This is a genomic window from Alteromonas sp. ABH4_457 (assembly GCF_056160625.1).
The window spans coordinates 390,344-412,182 of record NZ_JBSWXN010000007.1 but is presented as its reverse complement, the minus strand read 5'-3'; the positions used below and the strand labels follow the sequence as shown (position 1 = coordinate 412,182).

The window sequence follows — 21,839 nt, the reverse complement described above, 5'->3', positions numbered from 1 at the left end:
CTTGCCTCTCTTAATACGAACGCACTTTAGGCGGGAATGCTTCCCGTAACTTTGGCGCCATATTGACGTCACGTTTCAACATAGACTCGGTTTGCGGGCGATAGATGCTATGGCATAACCAGTTCTCATCGTCACGGTCCGGGAAGTCGAAACGGCTGTGTGCACCACGACTTTCCGTACGGAAGTTCGCAGCCACTGCAGTGCTGTATGCTGTCTCCATGAGGTTATCAAGCTCAAGACACTCAATACGCTGGGTATTAAAGTCTGAACTCTTATCATCAAGACGGGCGTGTTGCAGGCGTTCTCTGATTTCTTTAAGTTGTTGTAAACCTTCAGCCATTGCATCACCTTCACGGAATACCGAGAAGTTAAGTTGCATACATTGCTGCAGGTCCTTTTTAATTTGAACCGGATCTTCACCCTTGCCTTTTTCAGAGGACTCCCATCGATTGAAGCGGGCCATAGCCGCATCAAGATCAGATTGAGAAGCATCACGGGCAGGCGCGATTTCAGACAGTTTTTCACCCAGGTGCAGACCGGTCGCACGACCGAACACCACGAGATCAAGCAATGAGTTACCACCCAGGCGGTTTGCACCATGTACAGATACACAAGCAATCTCACCACAGGCGAATAAACCATTTACTACGGAGTCGTTACCGTTTTCATCAACAGTCAGACACTGACCATGAACGTTGGTTGGAATACCACCCATCATATAGTGACAAGTCGGGATTACCGGAATAGGTTCTTTAACCGGGTCAACGTGAGCAAATGTACGTGACAGCTCAAGGATACCAGGCAGACGTGACTCAAGTACATCTTTACCCAGGTGGTCCAGCTTCAATTTAATGTGAGTACCCCAGGGACCTTCACAACCACGACCTTCACGGATTTCCGTCATCATTGAACGGGCAACAACGTCACGACCGGCAAGGTCTTTCGCGTTAGGAGCATAACGCTCCATGAAACGTTCGCCGTCTTTATTAAGCAGGTAACCACCTTCACCACGACAACCTTCGGTTACCAGCGTACCGGCACCGGCAATACCTGTCGGGTGGAACTGCCACATTTCCATATCCTGTACGGAAACACCGGCACGCAGTGCCATACCAACACCGTCACCGGTATTGATGTGAGCATTAGTAGTAGAAGCGTAAATACGACCAGCACCACCGGTAGCCAGTACAACAGCACGTGACTTAAAGTAAACCACTTCACCGGTTTCAATGTCGATAGCAGTACAACCTACTACATCGCCGTCCTGGTTCTTAACCAGATCCAGTGCGTACCACTCAGAAAATACTTTCGTTTTGTTTTTCACGTTCTGTTGATACAGAAGGTGAAGCAGCGCGTGACCAGTACGGTCGGCAGCAGCCGCTGTACGTGCGCCCTGCTCGCCACCGAAGTTTTTCGACTGACCACCGAAAGGACGCTGATAAATTTTACCATTCTCGAAACGTGAGAAAGGCAGACCCATGTTTTCCATTTCAATAATGGCTTCGGGACCGGTTTTACACATATATTCAATGGCGTCCTGGTCACCGATATAATCGGAACCTTTTACCGTGTCATACATGTGCCATTCCCAGTTATCTTCATGTGAGTTACCCAGCGCTACGGTGATACCACCCTGCGCAGATACGGTGTGAGAACGGGTAGGAAAAACCTTAGATAATAAGGCGCAGGATTTACCTGACTGAGAAATTTGCAATGCGGCACGCATACCCGCACCGCCTGCGCCGATTACAACGGCGTCAAATTCATGTACTGGTAGATTCATATCAGATACTCCACAAAACAAACAGGCCAACAAGAACGTATACAAACGCAATCAGGTTCAATACGAACTGGATAACAGCACGCAGGCCGGGCGCTTTAACGTAATCGGTAAGAACTTGCCACAGACCAACACGAACGTGAAACATAACAGCAACCAGTGTTGCAAATGTGAAGACCTTCATGCCTAAGCCAGTAAACAGACCACGCCAGATTTCATAGCTGAGTTCATCGGTGGTGATGAAGAACCACACCATGAAAAATGAAAATGCGGTGATGATTGCGGCGGTTGTGCGCAGTGTAACGTAATCTTGTACACCGTCGCGCTTAATGCTTGCCTGGTTAGTTACCATAGTGCGACTCCCAAAACGACAGTAAGAACAACCCACAGTGCGATGATTGCACGGGCGCTGTTATTACCTGACTCTAATTCTTCCCAGTGACCCATATCCATAATAACGTGACGGATACCGCCAAGAATGTGATACGTAAGTGCGGAAGCTGTACCGATAGCAATCAGTTTTCCAATTACTCCGTCCATGATTGTTTGCACGTTAGCAAAGCCGTCTGGTGATGAAACAGAAACTGCCCATGCCCAGATAACAAATAAAAGTGCGAAAAACATGGCTACGCCGGTGACGCGATGGAGAATTGAAGAAACAGCAGAGGGAGGAAATTTAATTGTCTTGAGGTCTAAATTTACTGGTCTTTGCTTTTTCACAATTTATGCCTGTTTAATCCGTAGGGATATGAATTACCCGCTGTTTTTATGTCCTGACAGAGTAATTCGGTTGTTTACCTGTTAATAGTCTCGTCCAATGAGTTGTTAACAATTTGTGAAGTATTTATTGCTTTATTAACAAGGCAGTAGTGCCTCGTTTCAAGCACGCCTGAGTATATCCAGCGCATTGTACAATTACAATTTTTTGTACCCTATTAGGACTTTAGTCGTATAACTTCTGAACACCGGATGGCGGGGTGTATGATGAGAGCGTTACTTTTGCTTATCGAAGCAAGCGCAAGTGCAGCAGGCAATCTACACTCAACACCTATGGCGTCGCGTATTAATATAACACACCTGAAATTCTATGCATTTAGATGAAACAGATGTAATCCATGGAAATTTCACATGATTGTTAATCTGTCATGAAGAAACCATTTCTTTTCACTTCAATTACAACTTATTTTTTAGTGCGTAAATAAAATAAACATAAGTTGTAATACAGTTTCGATATAACTTTTAATAACTTGGAATATTTATTATACAATTTTGCAATTAAATTGACTTTTAGCTGCATAATAAAGTAAAACTACGCCACTTTTTCCAACTAACTCGTTTAGTTTTTAAGCGAGAACGTTGCCAAAGAACCATTCTGAGGAGAGCATTTATGGCAGATCAGAAGGCCATTCTGAAAGCCGGTGATAAAGAGATCGAACTACCGATTTTGTCCGGCACCGAGGGTCAAGATGTAATTGATGTACGTTCACTGGGTGCACACGGATATTTCACGTTTGACCCCGGTTTCATGGCGACAGGCTCTTGCGAGTCTGCAATTACGTATATCGATGGCGCGGCTGGTGTATTATTGCACCGTGGTTACCCTATCGAAGAGCTGGCACGTGATGCGTCCTACCTCGAAGTGTGCTACATGCTGTTAAACGGCGAAGCACCAACTAAAGAAGAATATGATGATTTCCGTGCGACAATTACCCGTCACACAATGGTTCATGAACAAATCAACATGTTCTTCCACGGTTTCCGCAATGATGCCCACCCGATGGCCATGCTTTGCGGCACTGTAGGTGCGATGTCTTCTTTCTACCACAGTGACCTGGACGTTTCTAACCCTGAAGAGCGTATGCGCAGTGCACACCGCTTAATCGCGAAAATGCCTACGCTGGTAGCTATGTGTTACAAGTACAACATCGGTCAGCCGTTTGTTTACCCGCGTAACGACTTAAGCTACGCTGCAAACTTCCTGAATATGATGTTCTCAGTCCCTGCTGAAGAATACAAAATCAGTCCTGCCGTTGAACTGGCTATGGACCGTATTTTCACGCTTCACGCTGACCACGAACAAAACGCTTCTACGTCTACTGTCCGTCTGGCAGGTTCTTCAGGTGCTAACCCTTATGCGTGTATCGCTGCCGGTGTCGCATCTCTTTGGGGCCCTGCGCACGGTGGTGCAAACGAAGCATGTCTGACAATGCTGGAAGAAATCGGCAGCGTGGACCGTATTCCTGAGTTTATCGCACGCGCGAAAGATAAGAGCGATCCTTTCCGTCTGATGGGCTTCGGTCACCGTGTTTACAAAAACCACGACCCGCGCGCCACAGTAATGCGTGAAAGCTGTCACGAAGTACTGAAAGAGCTGAATGTACAGGACCCATTACTCGATGTAGCAATGGAACTGGAAAAAATCGCCCTTAACGACCCGTACTTCGCTGAGAAGAAACTGTTCCCGAACGTTGATTTCTACTCAGGCATTATATTAAAAGCGATTGGTATTCCTACCAACATGTTCACGTGTATCTTCGCCCTGTCCCGTACAGTTGGCTGGATTTCACACTGGCATGAAATGATGAGCGATCCAAAGCAAAAAATCGGTCGTCCACGTCAGATGTATACTGGTTACAACCAACGTAAATTCTCACCGCTGAAAAAGTAATTTTTTCCCGATGAGTTAAAATAGCGCCTTATGGCGCTATTTTTGTTTTAAGGAGTGTATATGCCCTATCAGGTTGTGCTATTAGGGGTTGCGGGACTGGTCCCTTTTTTATTTTTGCCTCTTGCAGTGGTCCTTAACCTGCTGCCGTTGCATGAAAGTGCCCGTTATTTCACCCAGTATTCTGCCGTTCTGCTTTCATTTTTTGGTGGCATCTACTGGTGGGATGCCCTGAATAAAAAAGCGTATGGTCCGCAACTTGTGATTGCCATGCTGCCCACGATTACTGGCTGGCTATGTCTCGTGTTTGCAGGAAACCTGTCTACGCTGGGTGTGCTGTCGGTGACTTATCTGGCAGTATTATTTTATGACAAGCAGGTACTCGCATTAGATAAATCAGCGATTATCAGCTATATCACCTTGCGGATGGCTTTAACAACAGTGGTTGTTTTGTTACATGCATGGCTGATTTTCCTGTTCTGAATCAGGTTATTTAAACGAAAAAGCCTCGTTAGAACGAGGCTTTAGACATTTAAGGAATGACTATTATTCAGATCGAATAAGCGTAATTAATTCCTGTGTTTTTTCTTCCATCAACGGAATGTTACCGCGGGACTCAACGTTCAGGCGTATTACCGGCTCCGTATTCGATTTACGCAAATTAAAGCGCCACTCAGCAAATTCATAACCGATGCCGTCAGTATCATCGATAACTTCAGCGTCTGCTTCATATTTTTCTTTAACCCGCGCCAGCGCAGCATCTGCGTCTTTCAGCACGCTGTTAATTTCCCCTGAGGACGGAAATGCTTCAATCCGTGCTGCCACCATATCAGCCAGCGATGTTTGCTTTGTGCAGAGCAATTCTGCCACCAGCAACCAGGGGATCATACCTGAATCGCAATAAGCAAAATCGCGAAAATAGTGGTGAGCACTCATTTCGCCGCCGTACACAGCATCTTCTTTACGCATACGCTCTTTGATGAACGCATGACCGGTTTTGGATTTAACCGGCGTCCCGCCAGATGTTTTTACGATGTCTTCGGTATTCCAGAACACGCGGGGATCGTAGATAATTTTGGCTTCATCTTCCTTGTCGATGAACGCCTGAGCAAGCAAACCTACAATGTAATAGCCTTCAATAAACTCCCCTTTCGCATCAAACAGGAAACAGCGGTCAAAATCACCATCCCAGGCGATGCCGAAATCAGCGTTATGGGCAATAACCGCTTTTGCAGTATCCGCACGGTTTTCAGGCAGAAGGGGATTGGGGATCCCGTTAGGGAATGTACCGTCAGGCTGATGGTGCACTTTGATGAACTCCACCGGCACACCAGTTTCAGCGAATACCGCTTCAATGGCATCCAGCGCCTTACCGGCTGCACCATTACCCGCATTCGCGACAATCTTGAGGGGCGTCAGGTTAGCTGTATCAATATACGAGACAACGTGGCGAGCATAATCTGTGAGGCAGTCTTTTTCTTCGTAGGCACCGGAAGCCTTAAGCTTCGCAATATCAATATGACTGTGGCCATTGAAGAACGCTTCAGCATCAATGCTGGCATCATTGCAATAAAATGCCAGACGGCTTGCAACCGCTTCGTCACCGTATGTCTCAGCAAGGGCTTTAATCGCATTTAACCCGGTATCACCACTGATAGGAACAGAGCCGGCTTTAACCAGCTTCATACCGTTGTAGTTAATCGGGTTGTGGCTGGCAGTTACTTCAATACCACCGTCAACACCCAGGTGCTTAGTGGCAAAATATATCTCTTCAGTGCCGGTATCACCTAAGTCATAAACCTTTGCACCGCCATCAATCAGGCCCGCTGACAAAGCCAGTTTCAATGGTGTAGAAGTAAGGCGCACATCACCACCGACAACCACAGTTTTCGCTTTCAGTTCTTCAGCAAAAGCGCGGCCTATACGGTAAGCCACTTCCTCGGAGAGCTGCTTGTTCAGCTCTCCGCGGATGTCATAGGCTTTAAAACAGGTAATTAGCTGACTCACGCTTTACCATCCTTTTTTTCTGTTCTGCCATAACGGTCAGAGAAACGGATGATATCATCTTCACCCAGGTAACCACCGGATTGCACTTCAATCAGCTCCAGAGGGATCTTGCCCGGATTTTCCAGCGCATGAACTTCACCGATTGGAATATAGGTCGACTCGTTCTCTGTCACCAACTGCGTTTTTTCTCCGATGGTAACATTGGCTGTGCCGCTTACTACGATCCAGTGCTCAGCTCTGTGATGGTGCATTTGTACTGATAATTTCTCACCCGGTTTAACCGTAATACGCTTCACCTGGAAACGGGCACCGTTATCAATGGAATCGTAGCTGCCCCAGGGTCTGAATACTTCACGGTGGAATTCGAATTCCGGGCGTTTTTCAGCTTTCAGACGGTTAACCACATTTTTGATGTTTTGCACTTTGTCTTTGTGCGCAACCATGATGGCGTCTTTTGTTTCAACAACAACAACATCATCCAGTCCGATAACAGAAATCAAACGCTGCTCGGCATTAATATAACTATTGTTAACGCCTTCAAGAATGGCATCTCCGACAATAACATTGCCACGAGTGTCTTTCTCTGCGGTTTCCCACAAGGATGACCAGCTGCCTACATCAGACCAGCCAGCGTCAAGTGGTACCATTGCCGCACTGTCGGTTTTTTCCATCACTGCATAATCGATTGAATCGTCCGGGCAGGATGCAAATACATCACCGTCGACACGGATGAAGTCCAGATCAGCAGACTCAGTATCGATGGCATCACGGCAAACTGACAAGATCTCAGGATTCAATTTTTCTAACTCTTCCAGATAACGGCTTGCTTTAAACATGAACATGCCGCTGTTCCAGAAATACTTACCGGAAGACACATAACCTTCCGCAGTGGCAAGATCCGGCTTTTCTACGAATTCATCAACCACAAATCCGTTATCAATTCCGTCTCCGGCTTTGATGTAACCGTAACCGGTATGCGGCTGGTCCGGTACAATCCCGAAGGTTACCAGCTTACCTGTTCGTGCCAGGATCTCCGCCTTTTCGATGGCGAGATGGAAAGCCGGCGTATCTTTAATCAGATGGTCTGCTGCCAGCACCAGTAAAATAGGATCTTCACCATTTTTGGTTGCATGCAACGCAGCCAGCGCAATCGCAGGGGCAGTGTTGCGCCCTACCGGCTCAAGCAAAATTCCGTCATGGGCAATGTTCTGTATGCGTAACTGTTCTGCAACCAGAAAACGATGGGCGTCATTACAAATAAAAATGGGGCTTTCAGAATCGGTCCCTTTCAGACGGGTAACCGTTTCCTGCAACATAGTTTGTTCTGACGTAAGCGCGAGAAATTGCTTTGGAAGTGCTGCGCGGGATTTGGGCCATAATCGACTCCCTGTCCCACCGGCTAAGATAACTGGTTTCATTGACTTTCCTGTTTTATAAGTACGGCTAATTCTTTTTCCTGCCTCACTGAATACTAAGCGAGTGGCTGCTTTGGTTCAATTGTTTGTCAGTGGAAAGTCGTCAAAACCATGCAATTTTAACAATTTCGACACAAAGCAGCTTAAAAATGCCTGTTTAACCAGCAAAACGCCCGTTCTGATAGTCTTTAATGGCCTGATGAATTTCAGCTTCGGTGTTCATCACAAATGGTCCGTACTGCACCACAGGTTCCTGAATAGGCGCACCGCTGACAATAATGCATTTTGTGCCGGCCTGCATTGACATCGTTAATTCTGTTCCTTTACTTAGTACAGCCAACTTTCCATGACTTACCGGTTGCTTAGCAATTTGCAGGCCACCTTCGTAGCAGTAAACAAATGTATTGTGTTCATCCGCCAGCGGCAACATCACTTCCTCTTCAGCAGCGCTTTGTACGTCAATAAACAGCGGATCGACAGAATGACTTTTAACCGGACCACTGACGCCATTAAATTCACCAGCCAGTATTTTCACCCTGATCTGTTGCCCTATAGCAACATCCGGCACGGCATCAGGATGGATATCTTCATATCCCGGCGCTGACATTTTTTCTTTTGCCGGTAAATTCACCCACAACTGAAAGCCTTGCAACAACCCCGATTCTTGTTCCGGCATTTCTTCATGAATGAGTCCCCTGCCCGCATTCATCCACTGGATGCCACCAGCCTCAATGACGCCTTCATTGCCTACGGAATCCCGGTGACGCATTTTACCTGCCAGCATATAAGTCACCGTTTGAAATCCCCTGTGGGGATGAGGAGGAAAACCGGCGATGTATTCACCCGGATTATCAGAACCGAAAAAATCCAGCATCAGAAAGGGATCAAGACGGGGAAGCGACGGCTGTCCTATTATGCGGGTCAGCGACACGCCCGCACCATCCTGCGTGGGTTTTCCCTGATGAAGTGACAATACAGTTTTAGTGCTCATTATTTGTTTTCTCTGGTATGGGGCACATCCAGTTGCTGTGCCGGACCCGCCGGCACTACCTGTGTCGGATTAATCATGGTATGACTGCAGTAGTAATGGCGTTTGATATGAGCAAAATCCACTGTGTCAGCCACACCGGGAAATTGATACAGCTCCCGCATATAATTGTATAGATTGGGATAATCCGTGACCCGTTTATGATTGCATTTAAAATGACCGTGATAGACAGGATCAAAGCGGATAAGCGTGGTAAACAAACGCCAGTCTGCTTCAGTAAGTTTTTCACCGCACAAATATCGTTGATGACTCAATCTGGATTCAACAGAGTTCATGGCGTTAACCAGGGCTTCAAATGCCTCTTCGTAAGCATTCTGGGTAGTAGCAAAACCACATTTATACACACCGTTGTTAATGTTGTGATAAACCAGTTCATTGATATTATCGATGTCTTCCCGTAACGCCGGAGGATAATAGTCCGTCGTATCACCGGTTATGTCATTGAATGCCGTATTGAACATTCTGATAATATCCGCCGATTCGTTACTGACAATAGATGCGGTTTTCTTATCCCAGAGCACAGGTACCGTAACCCGCGTTGTTACGCCCCACTCAGCTTTGGTGTATAGCTGATGCATGAAGTCAAAATCATAAAGATCATCGCCACTGCTACCTGCGGATTTATCAAAGGTCCAGCCATTATCCAGCATATCCGGCGATACAACGGAAACACTGATGTGCGGTTCCAGTCCTTTAATTTTCCGGAAAATCAGGGTTCTGTGTGCCCACGGACAGGCAAGCGACACATAAAGGTGATATCGCCCGCTTTCAGGAGTAAATTTCGCGTTATCTGAATTCTCAACATGATGACGGAACACAGACTGTTCCCGTTTGAATTTCCCGCCGTTGCCATCAGTATCGTACCATTTGTCCTGCCATTTACCGTCAACCAGTAGTCCCATGGAAAGCTCCTGTTAAATTGGATTGTTGAAATTTAACCACACCTTTCGTTTAACGTATTTTGACAATTCAAGGATTGATTATCCGGATAATTAGAATAATCCCCGTCAAATCCGCACTGCGCACTGCATTAACAAGAAATTCCCTGTAAAATACTGCCTGTCGCCTGAATTACCTTCAGCGACGCAGGTTTTATATTAAATCAGCAGGAACTATGAGCGAAAAACAACGATTTGGCGGAATAAGCCGGCTGTACGGCGTTGATGGCACTGAAAAACTGGCAGCAGCCCACGTTTGTGTAACAGGTGTAGGGGGCGTTGGCGCGTGGAGTGCTGAAGCGCTGGCACGAAGCGGTGTGGGTACGATTACTCTGATTGACCTTGATGATGTGTGTACGACCAACATCAACCGTCAGATCCATGCGCTGGACAACACGGTAGGTCAGGCTAAAGTCGACGTGCTGGCTGAACGTATTAAGTTAATTAATCCGGCCTGCAGGGTAATTACGGTAGAAGACTTTGTGACACCTGAGAATGTCCGTGAAGTGTTGCATACAGATATGGACAGTGTGATTGAAGCCACCGACAGTGTGAAGGCCAAAGCGGCTATCATTGCCTGGTGCAAGCGTAACAAGTGCCATGTTGTGACCGTTGGCGGTGCCGGCGGTCAAATTGATCCCACGCAGATAACACGGGGCGACCTCGCCAGAACTATTCAGGATCCGCTGGCGGCAAAGGTTCGCAGTGAATTAAGACGCTTTTATAACTTCACGAAAAATCCGAAACGCCGGTTTGGCGTGGAGTGCATCTATTCGACGGAACAGTTACGCTACCCCCAACCGGACGGTTCAGTGTGTCACAGTAAATCTGCACTTGAAGGCGGTACGCGACTCGATTGCGCCGGCGGTTTTGGTGCAGTGGTAACGGTAACCGCAACATTTGGCATGTTTGCAGCGGCCAGTGTGATTAATAAAATCACGGCGAAATAGACACATCGGGCTACAACGCGCACAATAAAAGAAAAAGGAGAACACGATGCAACAAGCTGAACTCGAAAAATTAATGGAAGAATGCTCTGCCGACGCTGTCCGGGCGGCTCATGATGAATTCGCTATTGAACTGGATTACAGCCCTGAAAGCACAAAGAGCGTTGACGACATACTGCTATCTTTTCTGGACAAGTACCACGACAAAGCGCTGGAAGACTCCGCCGTCTTTACCATTTGTAACGTCTACGGTGCGTATCTTGGTGAGACATATAGAAAGATTGCTGGCGGCGACTGGCGATATGACGATTCAAATCCCGAAGCGCCCTTTGTTGTACTGGACGCCGGAGAGTACTCTTACGCGTTTGCCGGTATTTGTTATGAGCGCCTGGTAAACGACAGCAATGTCAGTGTGGCGATGTATTTTGACCAGGCTTTGTCACGCCAGCGTCAGTAATTTTTTTATCTTCTGTGCCGCCACTGTCTCCGGTGGCCGGATCACACCAGTCACTGACCATCAACCGTATATGCCGGCTGCGCATGACAGTGACGAATACCAGAACATTGACCAGAATAAAACAAGCCGGCGTCCAGTGGAAATCCCACTGGTCGTGCAGCACGGTCTGCATTTGTGCTGCGATACTGACGATATTTCCCGTCCAGATAAGCGGCATGATCCCCAGTCGCCAGCCGGTCAATTCCTTATTCCACAACCGCTCCCGGTTACCCATCAGCAAAATGACTGTTAAAAAAGGCCAGGTGGCAAGCAAGCGCCAGCCAAGTACTGTTTTATCAGGATAAAGTACGGAAAGTAATTCTGATGTCTGGCCAAACGTGACCAGAGAAAAGACTAATGCAATCCAGTCACTGCAAAGTATTAACAGCATCCAGTAAAGCCAGAGTGGCGGTTTGACGCGACCGGCTTCATCATAGCAATGTAACGGCAATAACATGAGGAGTGAACACTTTTTCCTCCGGGTAACACCCGGACACACAGGATTATTCAGGTTCGGCAGTCTAACAGGTGAATGAAAAAAGAGGAAATCGCTGCCGGAACGAAGGCTAATCTTATTACTCTGCAATAAGCCTGATATAATGTGCCGATAATGTGTTAACAGTAGAAGTCCATGTCCGTAGAGAAATACACCCCGAACGCGACCACCACACTCAGTACTCCGGTCAAAGTACTTGAGTCACAGCGTAGCGACAGCCCGGCATCCACCGTGGAAAATCCCATTGCGAAAATTGGTTTTGTCAGTTTAGGCTGCCCGAAAAACCTCGTGGATTCCGAAAGGATCCTCACCCAGCTTCGCACCGAAGGGTACGATGTTGTCCCTACTTACAACGATGCCGATCTCGTCATCGTCAACACCTGCGGTTTTATCGATTCTGCTGTGCAGGAATCATTAGATACGATTGGTGAAGCACTGACAGAAAACGGGAAAGTGATTGTGACCGGTTGTCTTGGGATCAAAGAAGATGAAATCCGCGAGGTGCATCCGAATGTGCTCGCTATCACCGGCCCCCATGCTTATGAAAGCGTGGTGGAACAGGTTCACAGTCATCTGCCGAAGCCGGTTCACAATCCGTTCGAGCACCTTGTACCGGATCATGGCATTAAACTGACTCCGAGACATTACGCCTATCTCAAAATCTCTGAGGGCTGTAACCACCGCTGTACATTCTGCATTATTCCATCTATGCGGGGAGACCTGGTCAGCCGTCCGGTGGGTGAAATACTTGATGAAGCAAAGCGCCTGAAATCAGCAGGTGTCAGCGAATTACTGGTCATTTCCCAGGACACCAGTGCATACGGTGTAGATGTAAAACACCGCACAGGTTTCTGGAACGGTATGCCGGTTAAGGCACATATGCAGCAGTTGTGTGAACAACTCGGTGAACTGGATATGTGGGTGCGTCTGCACTACGTTTATCCCTACCCTCATGTGGATGATCTTATTCCGCTGATGAATGAAGGTCGTATTCTGCCGTATCTTGATATCCCTTTTCAGCATGCCAGCAAACGTATCCTGCGTCTGATGAAGCGTCCCGGCAGTGCAGAACGCACCATCGAGCGGGTCAAAGCCTGGCGTGAAGCTTGTCCTGAGCTCATTATCCGCTCAACTTTTATTGTTGGATTCCCGGGAGAAACGGAAGAAGAATTTGAAGAATTGCTGACTTTCCTTCGCGAAGCACAGCTGGACCGCGTTGGCTGCTTTGCTTACAGTCCGGTTGAAGGTGCAAAGGCCAATGATTTGCCTGACCCGGTGCCGGAAGACGTTAAGCAGGACCGGCTTGCACGCTTTATGGCAGTGCAAAGCGAAATCAGTGCACAACGCCTGAAGTCACGTATCGGTAAAGAATATCTGGTGGTCATTGACAGTGTTGACGCCGAAGGTGCCGTTGGCCGTACCTATGCCGACGCCCCGGAAGTCGACGGCGTCGTTCACCTCAATGGTGTGCACGATGTGAAACCGGGTGAACGTGTTTGGGCAGAAATCATTCATGCTGATGAGCACGATGTCTGGGGCGTTTTGAGCCCTGACGATGACGAAGAGATGGAAACGGCCTGATCCACAGGCCGTCATATTCAGTCAGTGGCAACCGTAAACTGACTGACGATATGGCGGGTGTCTTTCGCACCTGCCTCACCTGCCCCGCCAATTAACCAGATGGCATCCTCAAAGCTCACCACGCCCAGCCCGTGTCGCGGCACTGGCATAACCGTAGCTTCAGACCAGCGCTTACGATTAATTTCGTATCGCCAGACCTTGTGGAATACACCACCTCCGGCATCGTCAAAATATTCGCCGCCAAAAACATAAATACTGCCGTGAAGCACCGCGCAACCAATCCCCGCTTCTGCTTCCGGCATAGGCTTTTCGATTATCCAGATGTCTTTTGCTGCATCAAATACTTCATGCACAGCAGTGTTGCCGTTGTCCACTGTGCGGCCACCAATCACATGCCACTTATCGTCATACACCACACTGCATGCACTGTTGCGCGGGGTTGGAATTGGCGTTGCTGACTGCCACACCGACGTTTCCGGATCAAACACGCCGTGCCAGTCTGAGTCCATATGATGCTGCCAGTGATAGTTATCTTTTGTCGTGGTCCGTCCGCCGGCGAGGTGCACTTTTCCGTTTATGACGGCAGAAATGCTTTCAGACAATTTAACCGGCATGGGATTACGCTTTATCCAGCTGCCGTCGCTTTCATTAAATTCCCAAACCGCAGAGGAATTAATCCACTGCCCGTTTTCGTTTTCTGTGAAACCACCGAAGGACCATAATTTTTCACCCGCAGACACAAGCATAGCGTGATGCACAGCAACAGGAAAAGGCGGCAGTGTTTGCCAGTTTTTACTGCCCTGCTGAAAACGAAAAACCTGATCTGATACCGTGAAATTCGGGGTTCCGGATGTCAGGCCACCAGCCACATAAATACTCTCTTTGTGTACTGCGGGGTAAATTTCCTGCACCGGTGCAGGCAATGAAGGGCCGTGTTGCCAGTGATAATTACTGGCTGCGGCGGCATTGCCTGCGCAAAAAAGGAGTGCAACTGCTGCAGAGCGGCGAATCACCAAGGCAGTGACTCCCCGTTTGCATGAACAAAGCTACCGGTATTCTCCATTGAAAGACTATCAAGTTGCTTCAGCAAACCGGCTGCGGCTGTATCTGCATCAACATCACCGGCATTGTTTACCATTTCCGTCTGCACAAAGCCCGGATGCAGTAAAGCCACTGCGATGCCTCTGGTACGCAAATCGTTGGCCATGGAGACACCGGCAGCGTTCAATGCTGCTTTTGACATCCGGTAACCGTAATATCCACCTGATGTGTTATCCGCCATAGAGCCCATCCGGCTGGTCACAAGACCGATTTTACTGCCTTCACCCATGGCCGGGAGCAGGATTTGCGATACCAGCAAAGGCCCGAGAGCATTAACTCTAAACTGATAATCAATAGTATGCGGTTCTTGTTCATCCAGCGTTTCCCTGGCCAGTACGCCGGCATTATTGATGAGAAGGTCAATGTGAATATCGAGCAGAGGTGCAAGTGCCGCCGGTAACGCATCCGGGTTAGAAACATCCACGCCGGTCAATACCGTTGCTCCGGAAGCATTCAGCGCGTCAGAACTGTTACGGCAGGCAACATAAACGTTATCTCCTCTGGCAAGACACGCTTTAGTCAGCGCCAGCCCGATCCCGCGGTTACCACCGGTAATTACCACATTCATAAATCATTCTCCGTCATTCAGCAGTGCCAGAAGTCGTGTCAGATCATGCGGTGTATCAATGCCCACAGGCGGTGGTTCGGATGCCACGTCAACATGGATTTTATCGCCGTACCACAATGCCCGTAACTGCTCCAGTGACTCTGTATGTTCCAGCGCACTGGGCGTGTAACTGACATACTGATTCACATAACCTGCACGGTAAGCATATAAACCAATATGGCGAAGATAAAGGGAGGGATCAGTTCTGCCCGGATCGGTCATCATGCTGCTACGCTCAAAAGGGATCGCCGAACGGGAAAAATAGAGCGCTTCACCTTTGACGTTTCGTACAACTTTCACCATGTTCGGGTTAAGCACATCATCTGCGCTGTGCATTTCAGTGCCCAGTGTGGTCATGGCCACATCAGAGCGCTGTGACAGGTTTTCCACAACCTGACGGATATTTGCAGCAGGTACGAAAGGCTCATCGCCCTGCACGTTTACGATAAGGGTATCATCCGCAAGGTTCTCTTTCTGAATGACTTCCGCAAGACGCTCAGTGCCGGATTCATGTTTGTCCGACGTCATCACCACCCGTGCGAAGCCCTCCGCTACAGCCGCTATACGGCTATCGTCAGTAGCGACAATCACAGCCGATGCGCCCGCTTCTGCCGCCCTCTCCGTCACATGCTGAATCATTGGCTTTCCATTGATATCAGCAAGAGGTTTACCCGGAAACCGGGAAGAGCCGTATCGGGCAGGAATGATAACGGTAAAGTCCATCAGCGGGCCGCATCCATGTCGTCTACTGATAATTTTGTGGCGTTCACTTCCATTAACACGGGAATACCGTCTTTCACCGGATAACTGAGGCGGTCAAAACGACACAACAAGGCCTGCTTATCCTGTGACAGGATCAATTTACCTTTGCATACAGGGCATGCAAGTACATCCAATAATTTAATGTCAAAGCTCATTGTTTATCCTTCTTCCGGCTTCAAACCGGGTATCCAGTAAGTCATAAAATTCTTCAGGTAATACAGCATCCACCGGCAAATACCAACAATCTTCATGGGCAAATGCCCTTGCCTTCACAGCATCTTTCTCTGTCATGACCACGGTGCCCGGGGGAATATCTGCGGCGGAGAAATGATGATGATCGGGAAGCGGTTGTGTTGATGTTAACGTCATTCCGTACTTTTCTAACTGACGGAAGAAACGTTCAGGATGACCAATGCCCGCCAGGGCATGAATACCGGATTTTGCGCAAAAATCCTGAATACCCGTCTTGCGTCCGGGCTCCCGTACATTACAAAAGTGACGCCCCTCAAGAGTCAGATTATATGCAGGCGGTAAAGTGATTTGTTGTGGCAAAGCCGTTAGGTCAGCGTTGCCATTCAATATTATTCCGTCCACAGACGTCAGGCGCCAGGGCTTCTCCCGCAGCGGGCCCATGGGCAGCAAATGACCGTTTCCGGTTCCCCTGCTGTCCATGACTACCAGCTCAAGATCACGTTCCAACGCATAATGTTGCAGCCCGTCATCGCATATAATGACATCACAGTGTAATTCTTCCGCCAGCATTTTAGCCCCGCGTGCACGTACCGGGTCTATAACAACCGGTACGCCGGAACGTCCGGCAATTAACGCAGGCTCATCACCGCAAACAGCAGCATCGTCACCGGGCATAACACGATACGGATGATGCTGCATCGTGCCGCCATAACCACGGCTGAGTACACCGGGTTTCAATCCTTTTCTTTTAAAATGTTCTGTGATGGCCAGCACCACCGGCGTTTTGCCATTGCCGCCAACAGAAATGTTGCCCACAACAATAACAAACGCTCCGGGATGAGAACGCTTTTTTAAACCGGTCTTAAACAACCATCGCCGGCAGGCGCTCACAAAGGTAAATAACAACGCCAGGGGCCACAACAGCCATACCCGCTTTGATTTCTGGTACCACAGCTTGTTGATATCCATGCTCAGTGAGTTTCACCAAACTGTAATGCATGCAACTGGGCATAATGGCCTTTTTTCGCCAGCAATTCGCTGTGACGTCCCTGCTCAAGGATACGCCCCTGATCGATGACGATGATCTGGTCTGCCTTTTCAATTGTTGACAGGCGGTGGGCCACCACCAGGGATGTACAGGACTTTTGCAGCTGTTCCAGTGCATCCTGAATCAGTTTTTCTGATTCCGTATCCAGCGCCGATGTCGCTTCATCTAAAATCAGTACCGGCGCTCTGGCGAGAATTGCACGGGCTATGGCAATACGCTGACGCTGACCACCCGAGAGCATCAGACCATTTTCACCGATGACAGTATCCAGGCCTTCGTCAAGCTGATCCACAAACTCGGTAACATGGGCCATCTTTGCCGCTTTTTCGATATCTTCCCGCGATACTTTATCCGTTACGCCGTATGCAATGTTATTGGCGATGGAATCATTGAACAAGGTGACATGCTGGGAAACAGTGGCAAACTGTTTGCGCAGCGAACGCAGCTCAATGTCATTAATATTCATACCGTCCAACTGCACTTCCCCCTGCTGAGGCAGGTAAAAGCGGGTGAGAAGAGAAGAAATGGTAGATTTACCGCTGCCGGACTTACCGACCAGCGCAATGGTTTCCCCCGGTCTGGCTGAAAAACTGATGTCGGTCAGGGCCGAACGTTCTTTGCCGGGATAGGTGAAAGTCACATGATTAAACGCGATGTTACCTTGCGCACGTTCCAACTTTTTAGTGCCGGTATTCACTTCAATCTCTTCATCCAGTATTTCAAAAATACTGTTACAGGCTGCCATGCCGCGCTGGTATTCATTATTCACAGTGGTCAGTTGTTTAAGTGGTTTAAGCAACATCACCATGTAGAACACAACGCTGATAAACGTGCCTGCAGTCAGATTTGCCATAATATTCGGCAGACTTGCCATGAACAACACCACAGCCAGTGCGACGGAGGCAATGATCTGGATAGACGACACACTTAAAATTTGCGTCACTGCCAGCTTCATCGTTTGCTGACGGTTGTGGTTATTTTTCTGTGCAAAGCGGTTACGTTCGAAGTCCTGGCCCCCGAACATCAGGATAACTTTATGGCCTTTTACCGCCTGCTCAACCGACGCCGTCACACTTCCCATTGACTGTTGTATATTGCGGCTGACCTTCCTGAACCGTTTGCTGACCACTGCAACAATGATTGCCACCAGCGGGCCGATAATGAGAAAAATAAGAGACAATTGCCAGGACTGATACAGCATGACGACTAACAGACCAATAACCAGCGCCCCCTCACGAACGATGGTCAGCAGCGCCTTGCTGGCCGCACTAGCCACCTGTTCAGTGTCGTAGGTCACTTTACTGATGAGTGCCCCGACAGCCTGCTGATCATGAAATGACACCGGTAAATGCATGTACTTTTCGAACAACTGCTGGCGCATGGTCATAACAACCTGTGAGCCAATCCAGCTGAGGGTGTAGGTGCCCATAAAATTGAAAATACCGCGAAGGACAAACAGTGGTACGATGGCAATAGCCGCTATACGCAGAAAGTCGCTATCACCGTTACCAAGGGAGTCATCTATCAGAGGTTTAAGATTGGATATTACGTAGGTATCCAGCGCGGAATACCCAATCATACCGATTACGGCCACGAAAAAAGCGAGTTTATAGTTTCGCAGATACGTAAAAAAGCGGCGTTGGTTACTGGCCGCCGGGTCGGAATTTTGCATTTATTTTCATCACTTATTCGAATAACCGGCCCATTGTAACTGGAATCGGCTAAATTCCCAATGCGCGGTGTTAATGCCGGCCTTTGTTATGGTCATTAACGCCTGTATTTTCAATGCTGAGGCAGAGATACCTGTGTCCGTAAGTCATACCAGCGGCGGCTGATATCTCTGTTGTAGCGCTTTACGCCGATCCCCTCATCAGCCAGGGTAAATTGTATGTAGCCGTTCAGGTCAGTCCGCAGAATAACTGAACCGGCTTCACGGTAACGGGATTCAACAACGTCTTCAGGTAATTTCCAGCGATGATAAAAGCCGGACGTAAATACGGTGAACGAAGGTGATACTGCTTTTATGAAAGCCATTGATGATGAAGTGCTGCTGCCATGATGGGGTGCCAGTAGTATATCGGCGTTAAGGGCTGCATTGTTATACAAAAGTGCGTATTCGGCACTGCGGTTTATATCACCCGGGAGCAACACTGAATAGCCATTTCCGGATACCAGTAAAACACAGGATAACCGGTTGCTGTCTTCCATATTGCCTTTTTCCGGCCACATGGCACGAAAGTGTAATCCTTGCCACCGCCATCGTTTTCCGCTTTGACAGCCATTTGTATTTGATGACAAACTCCGGTTGAGCTCCAGCGGATGATCAGCCCTGCGATCTAACCACGCAGTAACACCGCCGGCATGGTCGTCATCTCCGTGAGAAACAATCAGTTGATCAACGTGATGAATACCGGCCGCCGTCAGTGCCGGCAGTACCGTACTTGTCAGTGCGTTGCCTGTTTCCCATGAGGGACCGGTATCAATGATGACTGCACGGTTTCCCCTGGAAACTGCCAGTGCCGTGCCCTGGCCCACATCAAATACGTGAAGTTGCCAGGCATCTGTACTGAGCGGGAACCAGAAACTCATCGCCGGCACCGCCAGCATCATGGCACTGCGCTTCCGGTAGCGAAACACCGGCAATGCCAACAGCAGCATTGACAGGAGCAGACAGAATGCAGCCTGACCGCTAACGCCTGTATTATCAAAGGCCGCCATATACGGGTAAATCACGCTGAGTTGCTGCGTCATCCATAGCAGGATGGTATCAGCCAAATCGAGTAACGTGTTTGTGAGACCATCGTTATAGTTCAGTACCAGCCCTGCCAGACCGGCGGGCATCAGCAGTGTGATCACAGGAATTGCGATGAGATTAACGCCTGCCGTCAGCAAAGACACTGAACCGAAAAATATCAGCGTAAACGGCATTAACAATAATGAAATCAGACACTGCGCGCGAATAACAAACATGATGCGGTGAAAGTATGAATACGATGCAGGTTTCCACCGCCAGCCAATGAATATTAAAACACACACCGCACCGGCACTCAGATAAAAGCTGTTACTGAATACACTGAAAGGAGAAACCAGAATACACAGAAACACCATCACCAGCAGCCGGTGCCGCCAGCTCCAGCAGACTTTAAAAGTAAGCAGCAATGTGAACAATAAAATAAGCAGCCACGCGCGGGTTACCGGTACCTGCCAGTTGGCCAGCGCCGCATAGAGGGCTGTCATGAGGAGTGTTGCTACAGCAACTGTAAGCCGTATATTCATACCGTTGTGCCCGGCATTGATAAGACGGGCAAAACAACTGATCACAGCACTGCTCAGCAACGCAGACCATAAAGCCACCATACCTGCATGCAGACCCGAAATTGAAAACAGGTGGCCTGTTCCGGTTTTTTGCAGCAACTGCCAGTCTTTGTCTGTCAGCAAAGAACGGTCACCAGTCATTAAAGCCACCAGCCAGCGGGAGTAACCCGCTTTCTGCAAACGCTGACTTGCGCGGTAATGCAGACTGTCAGCCGGAGAAACAAGAGAACCGTTTCCGAACGCTTTGACTGAACCCGTGGCTATCATTTTCATGCTGACCATTTTTGCCCGGCTGTCGCCGCCCGGGTTCATTAACGGCGAAGCCGGCTTCAGATTAACCGTTAACTTCACCTGTTGATGAATAGCCAGCTCCCCCATATTTTGCGACAAGTGAACACCGATGACCGGACGGAAGAAATAATGCCTGTCACCCAGTGTCGAAAGAGCAACATGCAACCACTGACCATTGTCATTTCTCTGCGTAAACGTTATCTGCCCCGTAACTATGACATCTTGTTGAATTTTGCCGGCAGGGAGTTGCCAAGCCAGGTAGCAATGCCCTACACTTGCCATCCAAATCAATCCGGACATTATCCCGCTGAGTAAATACGGCAGTACACTAAACTGTTTTTTACTGCGCACGTACCAGTTTGTAACACCACATAAACGACATCCTGCTTTCAGGGCGGTGCGGATGTGCATTTTGACATTGTGTGTGTGGATAATGGAGACGATACAGGCAAGAAGTACAATCCAGATTTTTCCCGGCAACACCGGCCAGAACCTCGCAGACAGCGAAGTCAGGCAGAATGCCAGCAGCCATAGCGCAGCGTGTTGATGCATGGATTGGTTACTTCGGATGAAATGAAATACGGTTTATGCCAAAAAAATTTATACGACGTTTTTTACCAGACCATCAAACGATAAAGCACAATCGTGCGCTACGGATCTTCGGCACAGTTTTGCATGAGCCGAACCTGTGGCATCTGAACCGTCGTTCAGCAGCTAACGCGTTTGGTATTGGTTTGTTTTTCGCTTTCTGGCCTGTTCCGTTTCAAATGTGGTTGTCTGCCGCCACTGCTATTCCCTTCCGTGCAAACCTCCCCCTCTCTGTAGCAACCGTGTGGATCACGAACCCGTTTACCATGCCGCCAATTTTTTACGGTGCTTACAAGGTAGGTACAACGGTACTGGGTACAGAGCCCACACACTTTGAATTGCAGTTCAGCTGGAAATGGATAATTGAAAGTATCAGCACCATCGGCCCGGCCTTCCTCGTCGGCTGCGGGATCTGTTCAGTCATATTTGGTTTGCTGGGGTATTTCGGACTCAACTGGATATGGCGTTTTTCTGTGAGAAAATCATGGAATGCACGTAAAGAAGCCCGCAAACAACGGGCTTCAAAAGCATAAACCGGAATTAACAGTCTTCACTGATCTGT

At 48.5% G+C, this 21,839-nt stretch carries 21 protein-coding genes; 6 read left to right on the top strand and 15 right to left on the bottom strand.

Annotated elements, in window-relative coordinates:
• Positions 1 to 10: 10 nt before the first annotated feature.
• Genes sdhA through sdhC form a run of 3 tightly spaced genes read right to left on the bottom strand, consistent with a single transcriptional unit; the run spans position 11 to position 2,500 of the window.
• Positions 11 to 1,783 carry a succinate dehydrogenase flavoprotein subunit gene (gene sdhA / locus ACXAGR_RS19565; protein ID WP_303574205.1) on the bottom strand — a complete coding sequence of 591 codons (1,773 nt, stop codon included), beginning with the start codon at positions 1,781 to 1,783 and terminating at the stop codon, positions 11 to 13.
• A 1-nt stretch (position 1,784) separates the two neighbouring features.
• Positions 1,785 to 2,132, bottom strand: a complete 348-nt coding sequence (gene sdhD, locus ACXAGR_RS19560; RefSeq protein WP_119501254.1) for a succinate dehydrogenase, hydrophobic membrane anchor protein — start codon at positions 2,130 to 2,132, stop codon at positions 1,785 to 1,787.
• Positions 2,126 to 2,500: a succinate dehydrogenase, cytochrome b556 subunit gene (gene sdhC, locus ACXAGR_RS19555; protein WP_119501253.1), complete on the bottom strand. Its 375-nt coding sequence runs from the start codon at positions 2,498 to 2,500 to the stop codon at positions 2,126 to 2,128. The genes sdhD and sdhC overlap by 7 nt, the downstream gene beginning before the upstream one ends.
• Positions 2,501 to 3,167: 667 nt before the next feature.
• Between sdhC and ACXAGR_RS19550 the strand changes: the two genes are divergently transcribed.
• Together ACXAGR_RS19550 and ACXAGR_RS19545 are read left to right on the top strand one after the other, a co-directional pair.
• Positions 3,168 to 4,448 (top strand): citrate synthase, encoded by a 1,281-nt coding sequence (locus tag ACXAGR_RS19550; RefSeq protein WP_474845847.1) that lies wholly within the window; start codon positions 3,168 to 3,170, stop codon positions 4,446 to 4,448.
• A 60-nt stretch (positions 4,449 to 4,508) separates the two neighbouring features.
• The gene (locus tag ACXAGR_RS19545; protein WP_474852054.1) at positions 4,509 to 4,928 is read left to right on the top strand and encodes a DUF3429 domain-containing protein; all 420 of its coding nucleotides are present in this window, start codon (positions 4,509 to 4,511) and stop codon (positions 4,926 to 4,928) included.
• Positions 4,929 to 4,991: 63 nt separating this feature from the next.
• Here ACXAGR_RS19545 and ACXAGR_RS19540 read toward each other — a convergent pair whose 3' ends face one another.
• The 4 genes from ACXAGR_RS19540 to ACXAGR_RS19525 all read right to left on the bottom strand — a co-directional run bounded on the left by ACXAGR_RS19540 (position 4,992) and on the right by ACXAGR_RS19525 (position 9,817).
• The gene (locus ACXAGR_RS19540; protein ID WP_474852052.1) at positions 4,992 to 6,452 is read right to left on the bottom strand and encodes a phosphohexomutase domain-containing protein; all 1,461 of its coding nucleotides are present in this window, start codon (positions 6,450 to 6,452) and stop codon (positions 4,992 to 4,994) included.
• On the bottom strand, positions 6,449 to 7,870 hold the full coding sequence (locus ACXAGR_RS19535) for a mannose-1-phosphate guanylyltransferase/mannose-6-phosphate isomerase (protein WP_474852050.1): 1,422 nt from the start codon (positions 7,868 to 7,870) through the stop codon (positions 6,449 to 6,451). Before ACXAGR_RS19535 ends, ACXAGR_RS19540 begins: the two co-directional genes overlap by 4 nt.
• Positions 7,871 to 8,024: 154 nt before the next feature.
• Entirely contained in the window at positions 8,025 to 8,858 is an 834-nt protein-coding gene (locus ACXAGR_RS19530; protein ID WP_474852048.1) for a pirin family protein, read from the bottom strand.
• The gene (locus ACXAGR_RS19525; protein ID WP_474852046.1) at positions 8,858 to 9,817 is read right to left on the bottom strand and encodes a glutathione S-transferase family protein; all 960 of its coding nucleotides are present in this window, start codon (positions 9,815 to 9,817) and stop codon (positions 8,858 to 8,860) included. Before ACXAGR_RS19525 ends, ACXAGR_RS19530 begins: the two co-directional genes overlap by 1 nt.
• Before the next feature lie 212 nt (positions 9,818 to 10,029).
• Between ACXAGR_RS19525 and tcdA the strand changes: the two genes are divergently transcribed.
• Together tcdA and ACXAGR_RS19515 are read left to right on the top strand one after the other, a co-directional pair.
• Positions 10,030 to 10,803, top strand: a complete 774-nt coding sequence (gene tcdA, locus ACXAGR_RS19520; RefSeq protein WP_119501246.1) for a tRNA cyclic N6-threonylcarbamoyladenosine(37) synthase TcdA — start codon at positions 10,030 to 10,032, stop codon at positions 10,801 to 10,803.
• Positions 10,804 to 10,849: 46 nt separating this feature from the next.
• Complete coding sequence (locus tag ACXAGR_RS19515; RefSeq protein WP_349586040.1) at positions 10,850 to 11,257, top strand: hypothetical protein; 408 nt, start codon at positions 10,850 to 10,852, stop codon at positions 11,255 to 11,257.
• Here the strand turns inward: ACXAGR_RS19515 and ACXAGR_RS19510 are convergent.
• A complete protein-coding gene (locus ACXAGR_RS19510; RefSeq protein WP_474852044.1) occupies positions 11,208 to 11,753 on the bottom strand; it encodes a DUF2919 family protein in 546 nt (181 codons plus the stop codon). The two genes, ACXAGR_RS19515 and ACXAGR_RS19510, sit on opposite strands and share 50 nt — an antisense overlap.
• 174 nt (positions 11,754 to 11,927) lie before the next feature.
• On the opposite strand from ACXAGR_RS19510, the gene rimO reads away from it, so the two are divergent.
• A complete protein-coding gene (gene rimO, locus ACXAGR_RS19505) occupies positions 11,928 to 13,373 on the top strand; it encodes a 30S ribosomal protein S12 methylthiotransferase RimO (RefSeq protein ID WP_474852042.1) in 1,446 nt (481 codons plus the stop codon).
• Positions 13,374 to 13,390: 17 nt separating this feature from the next.
• On the opposite strand, the gene ACXAGR_RS19500 is transcribed toward rimO, so the two are convergent.
• From ACXAGR_RS19500 to ACXAGR_RS19470, 7 genes are all read right to left on the bottom strand, one after another.
• A complete protein-coding gene (locus ACXAGR_RS19500) occupies positions 13,391 to 14,386 on the bottom strand; it encodes a Kelch repeat-containing protein (protein WP_474852157.1) in 996 nt (331 codons plus the stop codon).
• Positions 14,383 to 15,042, bottom strand: a complete 660-nt coding sequence (locus ACXAGR_RS19495; RefSeq protein WP_119501241.1) for an SDR family oxidoreductase — start codon at positions 15,040 to 15,042, stop codon at positions 14,383 to 14,385. The genes ACXAGR_RS19500 and ACXAGR_RS19495 overlap by 4 nt, the downstream gene beginning before the upstream one ends.
• Before the next feature lie 3 nt (positions 15,043 to 15,045).
• Complete coding sequence (kdsB, locus tag ACXAGR_RS19490) at positions 15,046 to 15,804, bottom strand: 3-deoxy-manno-octulosonate cytidylyltransferase (protein WP_474852040.1); 759 nt, start codon at positions 15,802 to 15,804, stop codon at positions 15,046 to 15,048.
• Complete coding sequence (locus tag ACXAGR_RS19485) at positions 15,804 to 15,998, bottom strand: Trm112 family protein (RefSeq protein ID WP_119501239.1); 195 nt, start codon at positions 15,996 to 15,998, stop codon at positions 15,804 to 15,806. The genes kdsB and ACXAGR_RS19485 overlap by 1 nt, the downstream gene beginning before the upstream one ends.
• Positions 15,988 to 17,004 (bottom strand): tetraacyldisaccharide 4'-kinase, encoded by a 1,017-nt coding sequence (gene lpxK / locus ACXAGR_RS19480; protein ID WP_474852038.1) that lies wholly within the window; start codon positions 17,002 to 17,004, stop codon positions 15,988 to 15,990. The genes ACXAGR_RS19485 and lpxK overlap by 11 nt, the downstream gene beginning before the upstream one ends.
• Before the next feature lie 2 nt (positions 17,005 to 17,006).
• Positions 17,007 to 18,755, bottom strand: a complete 1,749-nt coding sequence (gene msbA, locus ACXAGR_RS19475) for a lipid A export permease/ATP-binding protein MsbA (protein WP_474852036.1) — start codon at positions 18,753 to 18,755, stop codon at positions 17,007 to 17,009.
• Positions 18,756 to 18,865: 110 nt separating this feature from the next.
• Positions 18,866 to 21,241, bottom strand: coding sequence for a DNA internalization-related competence protein ComEC/Rec2 (locus ACXAGR_RS19470; RefSeq protein WP_474845824.1), 2,376 nt, complete (start codon positions 21,239 to 21,241; stop codon positions 18,866 to 18,868).
• Between the two features lie 35 nt (positions 21,242 to 21,276).
• Here ACXAGR_RS19470 and ACXAGR_RS19465 point away from each other — a divergent pair, with 35 nt between their 5' ends.
• Positions 21,277 to 21,810, top strand: coding sequence for a DUF2062 domain-containing protein (locus ACXAGR_RS19465; protein WP_474845822.1), 534 nt, complete (start codon positions 21,277 to 21,279; stop codon positions 21,808 to 21,810).
• The last annotated feature ends 29 nt before the right edge of the window (positions 21,811 to 21,839 follow it).

Bases quoted from the DNA above. Each gene is read 5' to 3' on its own strand.
- sdhA (WP_303574205.1), bottom strand. From the start codon at position 1,783: ATGAATCTACCAGTACATGAATTTGACGCCGTTGTAATCGGCGCAGGC.
- sdhD (WP_119501254.1), bottom strand. From the start codon at position 2,132: ATGGTAACTAACCAGGCAAGCATTAAGCGCGACGGTGTACAAGATTAC.
- ACXAGR_RS19550 (WP_474845847.1), top strand. From the start codon at position 3,168: ATGGCAGATCAGAAGGCCATTCTGAAAGCCGGTGATAAAGAGATCGAA.
- ACXAGR_RS19545 (WP_474852054.1), top strand. From the start codon at position 4,509: ATGCCCTATCAGGTTGTGCTATTAGGGGTTGCGGGACTGGTCCCTTTT.
- ACXAGR_RS19535 (WP_474852050.1), bottom strand. From the start codon at position 7,870: ATGAAACCAGTTATCTTAGCCGGTGGGACAGGGAGTCGATTATGGCCC.
- ACXAGR_RS19530 (WP_474852048.1), bottom strand. From the start codon at position 8,858: ATGAGCACTAAAACTGTATTGTCACTTCATCAGGGAAAACCCACGCAG.
- ACXAGR_RS19525 (WP_474852046.1), bottom strand. From the start codon at position 9,817: ATGGGACTACTGGTTGACGGTAAATGGCAGGACAAATGGTACGATACT.
- tcdA (WP_119501246.1), top strand. From the start codon at position 10,030: ATGAGCGAAAAACAACGATTTGGCGGAATAAGCCGGCTGTACGGCGTT.
- ACXAGR_RS19515 (WP_349586040.1), top strand. From the start codon at position 10,850: ATGCAACAAGCTGAACTCGAAAAATTAATGGAAGAATGCTCTGCCGAC.
- ACXAGR_RS19510 (WP_474852044.1), bottom strand. From the start codon at position 11,753: ATGTTATTGCCGTTACATTGCTATGATGAAGCCGGTCGCGTCAAACCG.
- rimO (WP_474852042.1), top strand. From the start codon at position 11,928: ATGTCCGTAGAGAAATACACCCCGAACGCGACCACCACACTCAGTACT.
- ACXAGR_RS19495 (WP_119501241.1), bottom strand. From the start codon at position 15,042: ATGAATGTGGTAATTACCGGTGGTAACCGCGGGATCGGGCTGGCGCTG.
- kdsB (WP_474852040.1), bottom strand. From the start codon at position 15,804: ATGGACTTTACCGTTATCATTCCTGCCCGATACGGCTCTTCCCGGTTT.
- ACXAGR_RS19485 (WP_119501239.1), bottom strand. From the start codon at position 15,998: ATGAGCTTTGACATTAAATTATTGGATGTACTTGCATGCCCTGTATGC.
- lpxK (WP_474852038.1), bottom strand. From the start codon at position 17,004: ATGGATATCAACAAGCTGTGGTACCAGAAATCAAAGCGGGTATGGCTG.
- msbA (WP_474852036.1), bottom strand. From the start codon at position 18,755: ATGCAAAATTCCGACCCGGCGGCCAGTAACCAACGCCGCTTTTTTACG.
- ACXAGR_RS19470 (WP_474845824.1), bottom strand. From the start codon at position 21,241: ATGCATCAACACGCTGCGCTATGGCTGCTGGCATTCTGCCTGACTTCG.
- ACXAGR_RS19465 (WP_474845822.1), top strand. From the start codon at position 21,277: ATGCCAAAAAAATTTATACGACGTTTTTTACCAGACCATCAAACGATA.